Consider the following 17,381-nt stretch of genomic DNA (forward strand, 5'->3'; position numbering starts at 1 on the left):
GGTACAAATATATAAATTTTATAATACCATGCAATACATAGTACTATTGAGAAATAACTCATAAACAAGCCTGCCCAAGCTCTCTATTTGTTCAAACACATTTGCTGCACACGCATTTTATAAAACAAATAATATTTAAATACCAAAGAAGCTTATAGAAAATGCAGATTTGACAGCAGTCATTTATTTAATGCATTGCCCTGAATCTCTAACAAATGGATTAACGGTAATTTCAGGCCCCGGAATTCAAGCAAAGAGCCAGGTATTTATTTAGAAATTACTTAACCGGTCTTTTAATCGCGATAAGATTTTAGATCGCAAAAAAAAACTAAATACCTAAAGCATTAAAAATTGCAGAAGTTAGATTGGGGTAAAAAACCTCTTGTTTATTCTACAAATACTCGATAAAGCGAAATTAATATTGCTTTTTTATGCATTAATGGATCTTTAGCCAACTTTATAAAACTATTATAAAGATTTGTTTTCTTTTAATTTATTTTATTAAGTTTGTTTAAGAAGAACCAGGAATGTCAGTAAAAATTGGAAATAATCAGCGGCTCAGAGCTGATATAATTAAATACCTTCATTACAAAAAGGCACTTTCTTTACCCGATTTGAGTAAGCTTACTCAACGGAGTTTGCCATTGGTTACTTCTACAGTAAATTCATTAATTGCCGATAAATACATTAAAAAAAAAGGTTTAGCCCCTTCAACAGGTGGACGCAGACCCTTAATGTTTTTAATCAATCCGGCTAAACAAAAATATATTGTTGCTGTGGCTATGGATCAGCTTATCACCCAACTGGTGATTTTCAATCTTGCCAATGAGATTGTATTGCCGCTTCAGCTGCTCGATTTGAATATCAGCGAAGATGAACAGGCCGTTGGTAAACTCATCACTTTTATAAACTCTAGTATTCAAAAATCCGGTTTCGAAAGAACCTCTTTAATAGGTATTGGAATTGGTACGCCCGGGCTCGTAAATGCCGAAAAAGGGATTAATAATTCTTATCTACCTACACCTAATGGGGCTAATTTAGGTGATTACCTGATGAAAGATTTAAACTTGCCAGTTTTTATCGATAACGATTCAAGTTTAATCACCTTAGCCGAGCTTCATTTTGGAAAGGCAGAGGGGATGCAGGATGCCTTAGTGGTGAATGTAGGATGGGGAACAGGTTTGGGAATGATTATTAAAGGGAGTTTGTATCGGGGCAGTACCGGCTATGCAGGAGAATTTAGCCATATTCCGCTTTCAAAAACCAATAATCTATGTTCATGTGGCAAAAGAGGTTGCCTGGAAGTAGATACCTCCTTATGGGTGATGGTTGAAAAAGCAAAAGCAGCATTGGCAGAGGGAGTCGAATCGAGTATGAAGAAGCTTTTTAAGGATAAATCAAAGCACTTCGGCGATCATTTTTTAGATGCAGTTATTCAACAAGACCCTTTGGCAATATCAATTTTGTCTGCCGGCTGCTTTCAGTTAGGAAAAGGCTTGTCCACATTAATTCATATTCTGAATCCGGAATGTATCGTACTAAGTGGACGAGGAGCACGGGCGGGTAAAATGTTACTTCCATCAATACAACAAGCCATTAATGAATTTTGTATACCCCGCATTGCAGACCAAACAACTATTACATTATCAACATTGGCAGATAACGCAGAGTTATTAGCTGCTGCCAGTTTGGTCGTAGAAAACAGCCAATTTGAATAAAATTTATCAAAAAATTTAAACGAACCAAAATTACTGAGTTAAAGATTATCAACTAAAAACAATAACTACTATCTAACTATCTAAAAACAACAAAAACAACAAAACAAAAACTAACTAAAAACAACAACATGAAAAAAAACTACTTAAGGTGTTTAAGTGTGCTACTGCTAACATTGTTGAGCATTACTGCATTTGCACAAAAAACCATTACCGGAACGGTAAGGGAAAATTCGACACCGGTTCCCGGGGTTACCGTTGCTGTAAAAGGGACAACAAAAATAACCCAGACAAATGCTGAAGGAAAATTTTCAATTTCGGCCAATCCAACGGACATACTCGTTTTTACCATGATAGGATCTGCCAGGCAGGAAATAGTAGTGGGAAACCAGCAAACAATTAATGTAACACTAGCTTTTTCAGAAAGTGAAATTGGTGAAGTTGTAATAACCGCACTAGGTATTAAGCGAGAGAAAAAATCGTTGGGATATGGGGTGCAGGAGGTTAAGGGCGAGACTTTAGTTTCGGCTAAAGAACCTAACCTGGCAAATACGCTTACTGGAAAAATCGCTGGTTTACAGGTAATTAGATCTAGTGATGGACCAGCTGGATCTTCTAAAATATTGCTTCGTGGAAGTAATTCACTTACAGGAAGTAACCAGCCTTTAATTGTAGTAGACGGTGTGCCAATTGATAACTTTACCGGTGCACCGGATAATGGTTATTGGAACAGATCCTTAGATATGGGTAACGGGATCGCTGATATTAATCCCGACGATATTGAGACGCTTTCTGTATTAAAGGGTCCTTCGGCTGCGGCATTATACGGTTCCAGAGCTGGTAACGGGGTAATATTAATCACTACCAAATCTGGCCGCGCACAAGACGGATTAGGGATTACCGTATCTAGTTCTTATGGTATGTCTAATATCTTCACCAATCCAGAGGTTCAAAACTCATTTGGTCAGGGAAATACTGGTGTATATAACGCTACTTCTACTGCCAGCTGGGGACCAAAAGCTGATGGTCAGATGGTAACTAATTGGAATGGTCAACAAATTGGTTTAGCTACCTACAATAATGTTGATAATTATATGCAACAAGGTGCCAATATCAACAATAGCATTTCTTTTCAGCAATTATACAAAGGTGCCTCTATTTATACTTCATATAACCGTTTGGAAGATGAAGGTATTGTACCTGGAACCAAGCTTTTGCGTAATAACCTTACTGCAAGAGCTATTAGTAAATTTGGTTCAGATGATCGTTGGGTAACGGATACCAAAATTCAGTATAGCAATACAAAAGCTAATAACAGGCCAATCGGCGGCAGGGACAATAGTAGCGCTTATACACTTTATTTGTTGCCTCGTTCGATGGATATTACTGAGTTCCAGGCTGCAAAAAATAATGCAGGCAATATGCTATGGTTTCCGGGTGCTGGAAGTCAGATTAACCCATATTGGAGCAACCAAAATAATTTAAACCAAGATTCGAGAGATCGATTTATTGTGAATGGTTCAGTTAAATATAATTTTAACAAATGGTTAAATGCTGAGGTAAAAGGTGGAGCCGATTTATATACTACCAATACCCAATCTAATGTATATAGCGGAAGCCCGATAGCTTCTACAGGCCGTTACGGATTGGGAAAACAGACTTTTTCGGAAACCAACTTTAGTACATTGCTTTCAGCCAGAAAAGATAATCTTTTTGGTAAATTCGGAGGTATGCTTTCTGTCGGAGGTAACTTAATGCAAACGAATTTTTCTTCATTAAGTTCCAGCGTTGGATTATTAGTTGTGCCTAACCTGTTTTCACTTAATAATGGTGTAAGTCCGGCAGGTGTTAGTGAAGGGGTTTCAAAACGTAGTATAAACTCTGTATATAGTAGTGCTCAAATTAGTTATGATGGTTATCTTTATTTAGATGCTACTTTCAGAAATGATTGGTCATCAACCTTAAGCAGAGAAAATCGTTCTTTCTTCTATCCTTCGGTTAGTTTATCGTATGTATTCTCAGATATGTTAAGTAATATGGGTGCTCAAATGCCAAATTGGTTTGATTTCGGTAAGTTAAGAGCATCTTATGCACAAGTTGGTAATGACCTTGCTCCGTATCAATTGTACAACACGTTTAACATCGGTAAAGATCCTAATGGAAATACAACGGCAGGAAGAAATACTGTACTATTAGATCCAAACGTTCGCAGTGAGCTTATCAAATCACTTGAATTGGGAACAGAATTGAAATTTCTTCAAGGTCGTATTGGATTAGACTTCTCTTATTATAAAACTAATGCTACCCGCCAGTTGATTGATTTACCTATGGATGCTTTGAGTGGTTATACAGCCAAGAAAGTAAATGCAGGTGATATACAAAACACTGGTATTGAGTTGGTAATCGACGGCAGAGTGCTTGGTAAACCAAACGGTCTTAACTGGACTACCTCTTTTAATTATTCCCGTAACAACAATACCGTAGAAGAATTATCAGAAGGTGTTAGCAGATACGGTCTTGGTGGCTTCGATGATGTAGCTGTTTTGGCAGTAGTTGGTGAGAAATATGGAGAGATTTATGGTACAAGGTACTCGAGAGTAAAAGACCAGGCTAGTCCGTTTTTTGGTCAGGTCCTGTTAAATGCAAATGGAGTACCAACCCGCGACCCGGAAATTGTTAAACTAGGGAATCAACAAGCCAGAGCACTTATAGGTTTTACCAATAACTTTGAATATAAGGGTGTTGGTCTTTCTTTCTTAGTTGATGCAAGAATTGGTGGCGAAATATTTTCTGCTACACACGTTGCGATGCAGGCTAATGGTACATCAAACGTGACTGCGCCAAATGGCTTGAGAGCGAGTTTTGTAGCTCCGGGCGTGGTGAGCAATGGCACTGGTGGCTATGTTGCTAACACCAAAACGGTTACTCCTCAGGAATACTGGTTAGCAGTGGCAACTGCTAATAATTTAGGGATTACAGAGGCGAACATGTATGATGCAAGCAATGTGCGTTTGAGAAATGTTCAATTAAGCTATTCACTATCTCGTAAGCTTTTGGCTAATTCTCCGATTAAAAGCGCCAAGTTTGGAGTTTCAGCCAACAATGTTTGGTTGATAAAAAGTCACATGAATGGTATCGACCCTGAGTCGGTTTATGCAACTAACAGTAATGCAACCGGGTTCGAAAATGCAGGTTTACCAACTATGCGTACTTTCTTAATTAACCTGGCATTAGGATTTTAACATTAAAAAATAAAGCGATGAAAAATAAATATACAGGAATGTGGATGCTGATTACAGTTTTAGTAATGGCATCATCATGTAAAAAGTTCGACGAAATAAATACCAACCCACTGGCGGCAAGTGCCGATCAGGTACAGGTAGATTATTTTATCAATAACAGTATCATAGGTTCACAAATGGATCCACATATTGCGGAACGGGTTTTTATACTTTACTGGAAAACAGCAGGTCACCAGCAAATGGGCGGAGGTATTTCGAGTGGAGGCTACAACGATGGATGGTCGTCTGATTATTATAGCAGTTACATGTCTGGTTGGTTAAACGCTGCAAATTCTGCTATACAAGTTGGGAATGATCAAGTCGCTAAGGGTACAAGTAAGTTGTATACTAAAAACTTAATACAAGTTGCAAGGATATGGCGAGCCTATTTGATGAGTGAGTTGTCTGATAATTTCGGACCTATTCCAATCAATAGTTTTCAAGGCACAAATCCTGAATTTGCAAGTGTGAAAGATGTTTATTATCATTTACTTGATGAGTTGAAAGACGCCACTTCAAAATTAGATGTGACTGTTGTAAATCCGGATGCTGTTAAAAAACAAGATCCCGCTTTTCAATATGATTATAATAAATGGAAAAGATATGCAAACACTCTGCGTTTGAGATTGGCCATGCGTTTATCTGAGGTAGATGCTGCTAAAGCTAAAACGGCCTTCGAAGAAGCTGCCAGTGGTGAATTATTAACAGCTGCTGATCAGACTTTCAAAGTTGCAGAGCGTGGAGGATGGGACGCTTTAACAGGCGTGATGAGCAGAGAGTGGAATGCTCAAATTATGAGTGCTACTTATCGTAATTTAACCTTTAATCTGGGCGGTATATCATCTGCTACACAGGTAAGTGCAGGAATACAATCTTTTGTAAAACCAGATAATTATATAGGCCTGCGTCTGCAAGATCATTTCACGATGAAAACCAATGATCCTTTTGCAGGATATTGGTTAGATGGCTTACCAAGCAAGATAGATCCAAGAGCATTTAAAGCATTTATTATCCCTGGAGATTTCAACAATAGCAACTTCAATAGCTATCCATCCTGGGATAATACTGCAAAAACTACTGTTCGTACCCTGACGGATGGAACAACTGCAATAAAAACAATCGACGCTAAATACTCATGGAATGGGTTTACCAGTGGCGATTGGGGAGTTCCAGGATCCAAAAATAACGTGAGAGCTTTTAATGGTACCATGCCACGTACCTCGAACGAATTTAGGACTAGTGCAAGTTCAAGAATATTTCTTGCCAACTGGGAGACGTATTTCTTATTGGCTGAAGGAGCTGTGAGAGGCTGGGCCACTCCTATGTCAGCAAAGGCTGCCTATGAGGCTGGTGTAAAAGCTAATTTGGATTATTGGGGAGTTGGTGCGCAAAGTACTGCGTATTTAACTTCTACAGCCTATAACAACGCTGGGACTTCTGTAAGCTGGGATCATATAACAGAACCACCTGCTACGCGTACAATGAACTACAAAGATGGTTTAACAGATGTTGATGGAACAGTTCAGATTAAATATCCAGACAATACAATCTATAAATCTGGTGCGGTAAAGAATGATCTGTTAACTAAAATCATAACGCAGAAATTTATTGCGCAAACACCCTGGTTACCTTTAGAAACATGGAGTGATCATCGTAGACTTGGGCTTCCATTTTTTGAAAATCCAGCTGTTGAAAACCCATTGGTTAATTTGCCAAATTTAACAGCAGGTAACTTTATGACTACTAGCGTGAAAAATTTCCCGCAAAGATTAAGATATCCTTCTGGTTTGAAAAACAGTAATGCTACCGGATATAACCAGGCGGTAGGATTTTTAGGGGGCGAAGATGGCGTACTTACTCCACTCTGGTGGGCTAAGAAATAGTTAAGCATTCATATTGAAAAAGGCCGCTAAAATATAGTTTTAGCGGCCTTTTTCTTTAGCCTGAATTAGCAGCTCCGATTTTACCTGCAAGAAAATTCAAATCATTCACTTCCACATCGATCATTGGAATTTCACTTGTTTTCCGTTCTATTTCAAAGCTGTCAAAATTGCAATCCTTCAATTCGTTGAATATTTCGTAAAATTTCGACATCTCGCCGGTTCCGTCTACGTTTAACGGAGTTTTTAAGGGCTCTGTTCTCAACTTAGCCGCAAAGTCGCCAAAATATTTATTCATGGAAGCTGTTTCGCTCGCTGAAAGAGGAATGGGTTTGTGTAAAAAATACATTTGATCTGGTCTTCACCTTCGAAAAGCATACATTTGAATCAGATAAACATTTAATCCGGATAAGACTATGGTCTTTAACCGGAAAGCCGAACTGTATTTTTTGCCCGATATTCAATCATGAAGACTCTTCTTACCATTTTAATAGTACTCTCTTCGTTTAACCTTAGTGCCCAGACTTTCAAATTTGCTTTTCTAAGTGATACTCATATCGCAACCGATCCGGGTGAACCTGCAGAGGATTTGAGAAAGACAGTTGCGGATCTAAATAAACGTACGGATCTTGATTTCGTGGTCATCACAGGAGACATCACGGAAATGGGTACTGATGAGGAGATAAGAATCGCAAAAAACATTTACAAAGAACTGAAGATTCCATTTTATATTCTTCCGGGGAACCATGATACTGGATGGTCTGAATCTGGCGGTGTCAGTTTTATCAGAGAGTTCGGTTATGATAAATTTGTATTCGATCATAAGGGTTATCGCTTTATCGGATGCGCATCAGGCCCCTATGTGCGGATGTCAGACGGGCATATTCCCCGGGATGCGGTGATGTGGTTGGATTCAGTTTTAACTCAAACTCCGAAAGAACAACCCCTTATATTCCTGAATCACTACCCGCTAAACCCGGAACTCGACAACTGGTATGAAGTTACAGACAGGCTTAAAAAATACAATACCCAATTTGCCCTGGCTGGACATCACCATCGCAACAAAGCTGCCGATTTCGAAGGTATACCAGCCACTCACGGAAGATCAAATTTAAGAGCTAAGAACCCGGTTGGAGGTTATAATATCGTGGAAATGCGCGCCGACTCAGTAATTTTTTCAGAACGAAAACCTGGTATTGAGGGCGAAAAAAAATGGCGTGCACTACCATTGGGAATGAAAACTTATGAAACCGGAAGTTATCCCCGTCCGGATTTTACGATTAACGGAAAGTATACCAATGTTAAGCCCGAGTGGACTTTCCATTCAGACGCAAATGTGGTCTCCACACCTGCCTATGCTAAGGGCCTGGTACTTTATGGAAACAGTGTCGGAACCGTTGAAGCGCTCTCGGAAAAGAATGGTTCGTTGAAATGGAAATACAAAACGGGAGGAGGCATTTATTCATCAGCGGCCGTCAGCGGCAAGCGGATGGTTATCGGTTCCGGGGATGGATATATTTACGCCTTGAATATTAAAAACGGAAAGCTGCTTTGGAAGGTCAAAACCGGCCATTCTGTACTGGGAGCAGTTACTATTGAAAATAATACTGCATATGTAGGTGGAAGTGATCACACCTTCAGAGCTATCGACATTAGAAATGGCAGATCTGTATGGGAATTTAAGGGTCTGAATGGTCCGGTGGTCAGCAAACCCCTAATCTATGAAGGCAAGGTGATTTTTGGCTCATGGGACACTAACCTGTACGCTTTGAATCAAAAGGATGGAACCCTGTTGTGGAAATGGAACAATGGGAAAGGCGTACGGCATTTTGCTCCGGCTATGGTAAACCCTGTTGCAGCAGACGGGGTGGTATATATCGTTGCACCCGACAAGTACATTACTGCGATAAACAGTCAGACAGGAATCGAATTCTGGAGAAGCAATTCGGCATCAATCAGAGAATCAATCGGTATTTCTGCAGATCGGAAATTCATTTACGGGAAAACCATGAATGATGAGATTGTGGCTTTCCGGGCCCAGAAATCCTCGGCGGAAATTGCCTGGAGGATGAATGCAGGGTTTGGATATGAACATGTGCCTTCCATGCTGATTGAAAAAGATGGGAGCATTTATTTTGGGACTAAAAGCGGAGTGGCTTATTCCATCGACCCTATCACACAAAAAATCAATTGGGCATACAAGATTGACAACTCCATGGTGAATACGGTGAATGTGATTGGCCGGAACCGTATTATAGCAGCCACCATGGATGGTAAGATAACGATTCTGAATGCCGACGGATCCAGGTGATCTGAACCGCTGATGCGAGATTGAAGATTATACCACCGCATTTATTTGATCGTTCACTAAGATTCCTCAGGAGTATTTATTCAGGCATTTAAATAGCTAAATGAGCCGAAAATAGATGTTCCATAATCTTGAAGGTTTATATTTGTAAGTTTTGAAATAATGTACTGGATTCATCTAAGTTATTGTTTACAATTCTTAAAGCATGATTGAGTTCCATTATTAAATCAAGGAATTATGGAAACTAAAGCCAAATTAACAATAGAAGAAGTTCATTAAGTTACAAAACAACAGTAAAGGCTGGTGATATACCTGGAATCAGTTCATTAAATTAGGCATTTTAGCAACTGAAAATAAATTTGGTTTGAACTCTATTATTGTCGAATTTGAAATCGTTTAATTATTTATCCATCAAGGAATTGGAGACAGGCTTAGGCCAAATAGCAATGTTTCCCTTTCGTTAAAAAAACTAAAAAACTAATGAAAAAAATCAAATCGTTTTTGTTCCTTCTTCTACTTTTTATGGCTGTCATACAGGGCTTTGCCCAGCCAGTAGAACAGAATGTGAAGGTAATTGTGGCACCTGATCATACTGATTGGCAGTATAAAACAGGAGAAAAGGTTAAGTTCAATGTTTCTGTGCTTCAGTATGGCAACCCTCTTAAGAACGTAAAAGTGAAGTATGAACTGGGTCCTGAAAGAATGGCTCCCGAGATGAGAGACTCCATGCAGTTGGCAGCTGGTCTTTATACAATTAATGCTGGTACAATGAAAACCCCGGGATTTTATCGTTGTATCGTTACCGCTGAAGTAAATGGCAAGAAATATAGAGGCCTGGCTACTGTTGGTTTTGATGCAAACCAAATTAAGCCTGCAGCAGCCAGCAGTCCGGCAGACTTTATTCAATTTTGGGATGGTGCAAAGGCCGATCTTGCAAAAATACCAATGGATGCTCGCATGACCTTATTGCCTGAGCGTTCTACGGAAAAGGTTAATGTGTATCATGTTAATCTTCAGAATTTTCGTTTGGGGAGCAGGCTTTACGGAATTTTATGCGTTCCAAAAAAGGAGGGAAAATATCCGGCTTTGCTTAGAGTTCCTGGTGCTGGTGTAAGGCCATATAATGGGGATGTAGCTACTGCAGAAAAGGGTGTGATCACCATGGAGATAGGTATTCATGGTGTTCCTGTAACGATGGAACCTGGCATTTATGCTAATCTGGCTGCGGGAGCATTGTCTGGTTATCAGGCCTCAAACCTGGAAGATCGTGAACGTTATTATTACAAGAGGGTTTATATGGGATGTGTGAGAGCAAATGATTTTTTAACATCCCTGCCTCAGTTTGACGGTTCCAATCTTGGAGTTACAGGTGGCAGTCAGGGAGGAGCGTTGTCTATTGTTACTGCTGCACTGGATCCAAGAGTAAAGTTTTTGGGGGCTTACTACCCTGCGCTTAGTGATCTTACCGGATTTATGCTTGGTCGTGCAGGCGGATGGCCGCATTTATTTAATAAGGATAATGTGAACACCGGAAGTACTCCTGACAAGGTAAAAACTACAGGTTATTATGATGTAGTGAATTTTGCGAAACTTGTTAAGGTACCGGGTATGTATAGCTGGGGTTTCAATGATGAAACTTGTCCGCCAACATCCATGCATGCTGCATACAATGTTATTACTGCACCAAAATCATTGTTTTTGGCATTGGAAACAGGTCATTGGATGTATCCTGAACAAAGGGAAAATATGGATAGCTGGTTGCAAAAACAGCTAAAAGTGAACTAGAGAATTAATACTATTTAGCGCATAAAAAAACCCGCTTTTTTTGAGCGGGTTTTTTTATGTTTATGCTTTTTCTTCGAGTTTGTCGGCAGTAACAGTTGCCTTTATCTTAGCTTCCAGTTCATCCATCAGATCGGGGTTGTCAAGTAATAGCTGTTTTACAGCATCACGGCCCTGACCTAGCTTGGTATCTCCATAACTAAACCATGATCCTGCTTTTTTAATGATCTCAAAATCAACACCAAGATCGATGATCTCTCCGGCTTTGGAAATACCTTGTCCGAACATAACATCAAACTCAGCAATTCGGAATGGCGGTGCCAATTTGTTTTTGACAACTTTTACTTTTACTCTGTTTCCTGAAACTTCATCAGTATCCTTAATTTGAGAGATACGGCGGATATCCAAACGTACTGATGCGTAAAATTTAAGTGCATTACCGCCTGTCGTTGTTTCCGGACTACCAAACATAACTCCGATCTTATCACGAAGCTGGTTGATGAATATACAGCAACATCCTGTTTTTGAAATAGTACCGGTTAATTTACGCAGGGCTTGCGACATTAAACGTGCATGAAGACCCATTTTGGAATCTCCCATTTCACCCTCTATCTCTGCTTTAGGTACTAAGGCAGCAACGGAGTCAATAACAATAATATCAATGGCACCCGAGCGGATCAGGTTATCTGCAATTTCTAAAGCCTGTTCTCCATTGTCTGGTTGTGAGATCAGCAGATTCTCGATGTCAACACCAAGTTTGCTGGCATAAAATTTATCAAAAGCATGTTCAGCATCAATGAATGCAGCAATGCCTCCTTTTTTCTGTGCTTCAGCAATCGCATGAATGGCAAGCGTAGTTTTACCGGAAGATTCAGGACCGTAGATCTCAATGACACGACCCTTAGGCAGTCCACCAATTCCCAATGCAATATCAAGGCTTATTGAGCCAGTTGATATAGATTCAATTGCCTCTACTGCATTATCACCCAATTTCATAACGGTGCCTTTTCCGTATGATTTTTCAAGTTTATCCAGCGTTAGCTGTAAAGCTTTTAATTTATCTGCGTTGCTCATTATTTTAGTTTATTGTTCCCAAAAGTAAAATTAATATTTAAAAATACTAAAAATATTATCAAAAAATATTTTTAATGTTTTCTCAGATTCTGAATATATTAATTAATTATATCAATTTATGGTAGTGCTGCCTTACTTAACTTCAAATTTTTTCAATTTGCCTGCAATTTTATTTGCCTGTTTTTTCTTTTTTAGCTCGCGCGACTTTTTTAACTGCATATTTTCTGCTTTGCGTAAAGCTCCCTCTGTCTGGCTTTGTGCATAGTATTTACAAATATGTGTTAAAGGGCAGATAGTGCATTTGGGACTCCTCGCTAAGCAAACATATCTGCCATGCAAAATGAGCCAATGGTGAGCGATATGAATTTTTTCTTCAGGAAGGAAGTTTACCAGTTGTTTCTCTACAGCCAGAGGTGTTTTTGCATTTCTTGTAAGGCCAATCCGATTTGAAACCCTGAATACATGTGTATCAACCGCCATAGCCGGGGCACTGAAAATTACAGAAGCGATCACATTCGCAGTTTTTCTTCCAACCCCTGGCATCGTTTGAAGATCCTCTATGGAAGAAGGTACTTCTCCATTAAAATCATGCACCAATTTTTTTGCCATGCCTACCAGATGCTTTGCTTTATTATTGGGATAACTTACGCTGCGTATGTATTCAAATACTTCGTCTGAAGTAGACTGGGCAAGGCTTTGTGGTGTGGGAAAGCGTTCAAACAGTCTGGGGGTAACCAGATTGATTCGCTTGTCTGTGCATTGGGCAGATAAAATAACTGCCACCAATAGCTGGTAGGGATTTTCGTAATGCAGTTCTGTTTCCGCTTCAGGCTGATGGGAAGAGAAATAGTCTACAAAGGCTTTATATCTGTCTTTTCTTAGCACCTCACAAATATATGCCTGAATAGTATAATTATCTTTATATAATCATCAAAAAAACCAGTCCTGAGACTGGTTTTTTTGAAAGATTTTTAAACAGATCTTGAATAATTTACAAGTTTGCTAATGGTTTCCTGTTTAGGATCAGTAACCATTGCATTTAAACAGGGCTTGATCGAAGAATAGAAAGATTGCTCGTCTTCGCTAAGATCTTCTGCGTTAATATCTTTATTAACTTCTGTTTTTTGTAAAGAATTTGTTTTCGGAGTAGAGGTTTCTATCATAAGCAATTTAAGTTTTTAATTTAAACGTACTTAATATAGGAATGTTTTATTTATAATAAAATATTTTTAGATATTCTTTAAACTTAATTCTCTGGTTAACATCATCTTGCGTAAGTTATTCAACGCATAGCGCATACGGCCAAGTGCGGTGTTAATACTCACCCCGGTTATGTCTGAAATTTCTTTAAAACTTAACTCGCCAAAATGACGCATGATCAATACTTCTTTCTGATCCGAGGGGAGGTGATGAATCAGCTCTCTTAAATCTTTATGGGATTGTTCGCGAATGATCTTGTCTTCTGTACTCTCATCATAAAATTTAATAACCTCGAAAATATCGAATCCTTCTACAGTAGTTACTAATGGTTTACGCTTTTCTTTTCGAAAATGATCGATCACAAGATTATGGGCAATACGGATCACCCAGGGAAGAAATTTTCCTTCCTCATTATATTTCGCAGCTTTCAGGGTATTGATAACCTTAATAAAAGTGTCCTGAAAAATATCCTCTGCCAGGTAGGAGTCTTTTACTAATAGATATATAGATGTATAGATCTTGGTTTTATGTCTTCGAATCAGTTCCTCCAGGCTGGGCTCATGGCCAGTAATGTATTGCTGTACCAAGTCCTGGTCACTAATCGAATGAATATTTATAGCACTCATACTTTAAATTCTTCTTTATGTAAATTCTTAAAAGATGTTATAGTAGAGTTTATCCGATAGCTTTTCCCTTTTGGTTATATGCAATTATATGAATACAATTTCAAATCAAACAATAATTTTGCCAAAATCAAATAATATTTAATCATTCTTCTGTAATAAGTACTTATAGCCGTATTTTTGCATTTCGAAATATAGGGCTATACCTGTATATACGAAATAAAACAGTTTGGAATTTGCGAATGAATAAAGAAGCGGAAAAAGATCCTAAAAAGTATATTATTATAAAAGGGGCTAGAGTCCACAATTTAAAAAATATTGATGTAGCAATCCCTAAAAATAAATTAGTTGTCATCACCGGGATGTCAGGTTCAGGCAAGTCCTCCCTGGCATTTGATACACTTTATGCTGAAGGACAAAGGCGATATGTAGAAAGTCTTTCTTCATACGCCAGGCAGTTTATGGGGCGGATGAATAAACCTGATGTTGATTATATTAAGGGTATCGCTCCGGCTATTGCCATTGAGCAAAAGGTTATTACAAGTAATCCCCGTTCAACGGTAGGTACTTCAACTGAGATATATGATTACCTGAAATTGCTGTTTTCCCGTATTGGGAAGACGATCTCACCTGTTTCAGGCAGAGAAGTGAAAAAGGATACTGTTACAGATGTTATAAATTTTATTTCTGGCCTTTCTGAAGGCACATCCGTAACGGTTTCCTGTCCCTTGCATGCCCACAATAACCGCTCACTTAAGGAGGAGCTGGCAGTGCTTCTGCAAAAAGGTTTTACGCGTGTATTGATCAATGATCAGTTATCTAAAATTGAAGATCTTCTGGATGATCAGTCAACAGGCAACATTAAATCTGGCAGTGATGTTGCAATTCAGATCGTTATTGACCGTGTTTCAGTGGCTGATGATGAAGAAACCTTAAGCCGTATTGCGGATTCAGTCCAAACTGCTTTTTTTGAGGGCAGGGGTGATTGCTACTTAGAAGCTAATGGCCAGATTCATGTGTTTTGCGATCGATTTGAACTGGATGGCATTCGTTTCGAGGAACCATCTCCTAATTTTTTCAGTTTCAACAATCCTTTTGGTGCCTGTAAGCGTTGTGAAGGATATGGTAAGATCATCGGCATTGATGAGGACCTTGTCATCCCGGATAAAAGCAAGTCGGTTTATGATGGTGCCATTGCTCCCTGGAGGGGTGAAAAAATGGGCGAATGGCTGAATAAAATGATCAAAAATGCCTTAAAATTTGATTTTCCTATTCATCGTTCCTATAATCAGCTTACAGCTGAGCAAAAACAATTATTGTGGTCTGGAAACGAGTACTTCAGCGGACTTAACGATTTTTTCAAGGAACTTGAGACACAAACTTATAAAATTCAATATAGAGTGATGCTTTCCAGGTATCGCGGTAAGACAAATTGTCCGGAATGTCTTGGCAGTCGCCTCCGCCAGGATGCTTCAAACGTAAAGATCGCCGATCATTCTATTACGGATATCGTTTTGATGCCTCTGGATAAAGCACTGGAGTTTTTTCAGGGTTTAGAACTTGACCCTGTTCGGATGAAGATCGCTAAGCGTCTATTAATGGAAATTACCAACCGGATCAAATTTCTGAATGACGTGGGCTTGAGTTACCTGACCTTGAACAGGCTATCCAACACCCTCTCAGGTGGGGAATCACAGCGGATCAATCTGGCTACCTCATTGGGCAGCTCGCTTGTTGGTTCAGTATATGTGCTGGATGAGCCAAGTATCGGACTTCATCCAAGGGACACTCAGCGTCTGATTGAAGTATTAATGTCCCTGAGAGATGTTGGAAATACGGTGCTGGTTGTTGAGCATGAAGAAGAGATCATGAAGGCTGCCGATCATATCATTGATATTGGCCCTGAAGCCGGTACTCATGGCGGTAAACTGGTATTTACAGGAACTTACTCTGAGATATTGAAAGCAGAGGAGAGTCTTACCGGGCAATATCTGAGCGGTAAACAAGCGATCGCGATACCACAGCATCGAAGAAAGTGGAGTGATTTTATAGAGATAAAAGGCGCAAGGGAAAATAATCTTAATAATGTTAATGTTAAATTTCCGCTGAATGTGTTAAGCGTGGTTTCCGGAGTTTCCGGTTCCGGAAAAACATCACTTGTGAAGCGGATCTTACAACCGGCACTTCAGAAAGCAATTGGAAACTATTCGGGAGAGCAAACCGGAGCTTATGATTCTATCGATGGAGATTTTAATAAAATTGAGCAGGTTGAAATTGTAGATCAGAATCCTATTGGCCGTTCATCAAGATCCAATCCAGTTACCTATGTGAAGGCATGGGATGAGATACGGAATTTATTCGCTTCTCAGGGTGCTGCTAAGGCATCAGGACTGAAGCCATCAGCATTTTCATTCAATGTGGAAGGGGGGCGTTGTGATGTTTGTCAGGGCGAAGGTGAAGTAAAGATCGAAATGCAGTTCATGGCTGATATCTATCTGCCATGCGAAGCTTGTGATGGAAAGCGCTTTAAGCAGCATGTTCTGGATGTAACCTTTAAAGAAAAAAATGTCTTTGAGGTGTTGGACATGACCATTGATGAAGCGCTTGAGTTTTTCCAAAATGAACCTAAAATTGCTGCAAAGATCAAACCTTTGGCTGATGTGGGTTTAGGATATGTACACCTGGGACAATCATCAAACACGCTTTCAGGTGGTGAAGCTCAACGGATTAAACTGGCTTCTTTCCTTGTAAAAGGGAACAATAGCAGTAAAACCCTGTTCATTTTTGATGAGCCAACAACAGGACTCCATTTTCATGATATTAAAAAATTGCTTAAATCATTTGATGCCTTAATTGATCAGGGAAACACCATCATTGTTATAGAACATAATATGGATGTGATCAAATGTGCTGACTGGATTATTGATATTGGTCCCGAAGGTGGTGATAGAGGTGGGAACGTTGTGTTTGAAGGAGTACCTGAGGACCTGATCAGGGAGAAAGGATCATATACCGGCAGCTTTTTGAAGGAGAGGTTTGTAGATTGAGTTTTTTTGAGGTTTTAATCTTAATTTCCGATAGAATTGATATAATATAGACTCCAGCTAAGAGCGGAGCCGGCCTTTACTGCGCGAATTATGAATCGATGGGTAGTGCATATCTTTGTATTTGATATTTTTCAAACAGGAATAAAATATTGTTGTAGTGTAAGGATTGATGGAAGCTTTAATTGAATTTTTGGATAGGTGCTGCTTATTTCCTTTTATCTGTCAGTCCGGTGCTCTGCTATAGTTTTTTGCCATAAAAGACAGTCATAAATTAAATATATCCCGATAGCAAAAAAGCTAACGCTGCCGCCCCGGTTTATCATGTTGGATAGTAGCTCTTTTGTTGATTTTTGCAGAGTTTTAATAAAAAGAATAATTTCATTGCTTCCAGAATTTTAACCTCCACAGATAGCAGCGCTGTCCCTGCCAACTAAACGGGATCGAAGCAGCAGCCTTTTGCCTGATGAAATT

General features: G+C 39.2%; 11 protein-coding genes. 6 read left to right on the forward strand and 5 right to left on the reverse strand.

All coding sequences use genetic code 11. From position 1 onward, the window contains the following. Nucleotides 1-614 precede the first annotated feature (614 nt). The 3 genes from BLR27_RS13120 (at nucleotide 615) to BLR27_RS13130 (ending at nucleotide 6,879) form a co-directional block, all read left to right on the forward strand. Entirely contained in the window at nucleotides 615-1,718 is a 1,104-nt protein-coding gene (locus tag BLR27_RS13120; protein WP_245704514.1) for an ROK family protein, read from the forward strand. Nucleotides 1,719-1,846: 128 nt separating this feature from the next. After that, nucleotides 1,847-4,957, forward strand: a complete 3,111-nt coding sequence (locus tag BLR27_RS13125; RefSeq protein WP_090705585.1) for a SusC/RagA family TonB-linked outer membrane protein — start codon at nucleotides 1,847-1,849, stop codon at nucleotides 4,955-4,957. A 17-nt stretch (nucleotides 4,958-4,974) separates the two neighbouring features. After that, nucleotides 4,975-6,879, forward strand: a complete 1,905-nt coding sequence (locus tag BLR27_RS13130; RefSeq protein WP_090705587.1) for a SusD/RagB family nutrient-binding outer membrane lipoprotein — start codon at nucleotides 4,975-4,977, stop codon at nucleotides 6,877-6,879. 55 nt (nucleotides 6,880-6,934) lie between these two features. On the opposite strand, the gene BLR27_RS13135 is transcribed toward BLR27_RS13130, so the two are convergent. Further along, nucleotides 6,935-7,225 carry a hypothetical protein gene (locus tag BLR27_RS13135; protein ID WP_090705588.1) on the reverse strand — a complete coding sequence of 97 codons (291 nt, stop codon included), beginning with the start codon at nucleotides 7,223-7,225 and terminating at the stop codon, nucleotides 6,935-6,937. A 117-nt stretch (nucleotides 7,226-7,342) separates the two neighbouring features. Here BLR27_RS13135 and BLR27_RS13140 point away from each other — a divergent pair, with 117 nt between their 5' ends. Together BLR27_RS13140 and BLR27_RS13145 are read left to right on the forward strand one after the other, a co-directional pair. After that, complete coding sequence (locus BLR27_RS13140) at nucleotides 7,343-9,187, forward strand: outer membrane protein assembly factor BamB family protein (RefSeq protein ID WP_090705590.1); 1,845 nt, start codon at nucleotides 7,343-7,345, stop codon at nucleotides 9,185-9,187. Nucleotides 9,188-9,664: 477 nt separating this feature from the next. Then, on the forward strand, nucleotides 9,665-10,969 hold the full coding sequence (locus BLR27_RS13145; RefSeq protein ID WP_090705591.1) for an acetylxylan esterase: 1,305 nt from the start codon (nucleotides 9,665-9,667) through the stop codon (nucleotides 10,967-10,969). 60 nt (nucleotides 10,970-11,029) lie between these two features. Here BLR27_RS13145 and recA read toward each other — a convergent pair whose 3' ends face one another. From recA to BLR27_RS13165, 4 genes are all read right to left on the reverse strand, one after another. Then, entirely contained in the window at nucleotides 11,030-12,040 is a 1,011-nt protein-coding gene (recA, locus tag BLR27_RS13150) for a recombinase RecA (protein WP_090705593.1), read from the reverse strand. 132 nt (nucleotides 12,041-12,172) lie between these two features. Then, nucleotides 12,173-12,925, reverse strand: a complete 753-nt coding sequence (nth, locus tag BLR27_RS13155; protein WP_090705595.1) for an endonuclease III — start codon at nucleotides 12,923-12,925, stop codon at nucleotides 12,173-12,175. 86 nt (nucleotides 12,926-13,011) lie between these two features. Beyond that, nucleotides 13,012-13,203, reverse strand: a complete 192-nt coding sequence (locus tag BLR27_RS13160) for a hypothetical protein (protein ID WP_090705597.1) — start codon at nucleotides 13,201-13,203, stop codon at nucleotides 13,012-13,014. Nucleotides 13,204-13,269: 66 nt separating this feature from the next. Continuing rightward, nucleotides 13,270-13,866, reverse strand: coding sequence for an RNA polymerase sigma factor (locus tag BLR27_RS13165; RefSeq protein ID WP_090705599.1), 597 nt, complete (start codon nucleotides 13,864-13,866; stop codon nucleotides 13,270-13,272). A gap of 239 nt (nucleotides 13,867-14,105) precedes the next feature. Here BLR27_RS13165 and uvrA point away from each other — a divergent pair, with 239 nt between their 5' ends. Then, nucleotides 14,106-16,910 (forward strand): excinuclease ABC subunit UvrA, encoded by a 2,805-nt coding sequence (uvrA, locus tag BLR27_RS13170; RefSeq protein WP_090705601.1) that lies wholly within the window; start codon nucleotides 14,106-14,108, stop codon nucleotides 16,908-16,910. Nucleotides 16,911-17,381 lie beyond the last annotated feature (471 nt).

Source organism: Daejeonella rubra (assembly GCF_900103545.1).
Lineage (GTDB): Bacteria > Bacteroidota > Bacteroidia > Sphingobacteriales > Sphingobacteriaceae > Daejeonella > Daejeonella rubra.

Excerpts from the sequence above, each read along its gene's own strand:
- recA (WP_090705593.1), bottom strand. The coding sequence starts at position 12,040 with ATGAGCAACGCAGATAAATTAAAAGCTTTACAGCTAACGCTGGATAAA.
- uvrA (WP_090705601.1), top strand. The coding sequence starts at position 14,106 with ATGAATAAAGAAGCGGAAAAAGATCCTAAAAAGTATATTATTATAAAA.
- BLR27_RS13145 (WP_090705591.1), top strand. The coding sequence starts at position 9,665 with ATGAAAAAAATCAAATCGTTTTTGTTCCTTCTTCTACTTTTTATGGCT.
- BLR27_RS13140 (WP_090705590.1), top strand. The coding sequence starts at position 7,343 with ATGAAGACTCTTCTTACCATTTTAATAGTACTCTCTTCGTTTAACCTT.
- BLR27_RS13135 (WP_090705588.1), bottom strand. The coding sequence starts at position 7,225 with ATGTATTTTTTACACAAACCCATTCCTCTTTCAGCGAGCGAAACAGCT.
- BLR27_RS13130 (WP_090705587.1), top strand. The coding sequence starts at position 4,975 with ATGAAAAATAAATATACAGGAATGTGGATGCTGATTACAGTTTTAGTA.
- BLR27_RS13125 (WP_090705585.1), top strand. The coding sequence starts at position 1,847 with ATGAAAAAAAACTACTTAAGGTGTTTAAGTGTGCTACTGCTAACATTG.
- BLR27_RS13160 (WP_090705597.1), bottom strand. The coding sequence starts at position 13,203 with ATGATAGAAACCTCTACTCCGAAAACAAATTCTTTACAAAAAACAGAA.
- BLR27_RS13165 (WP_090705599.1), bottom strand. The coding sequence starts at position 13,866 with ATGAGTGCTATAAATATTCATTCGATTAGTGACCAGGACTTGGTACAG.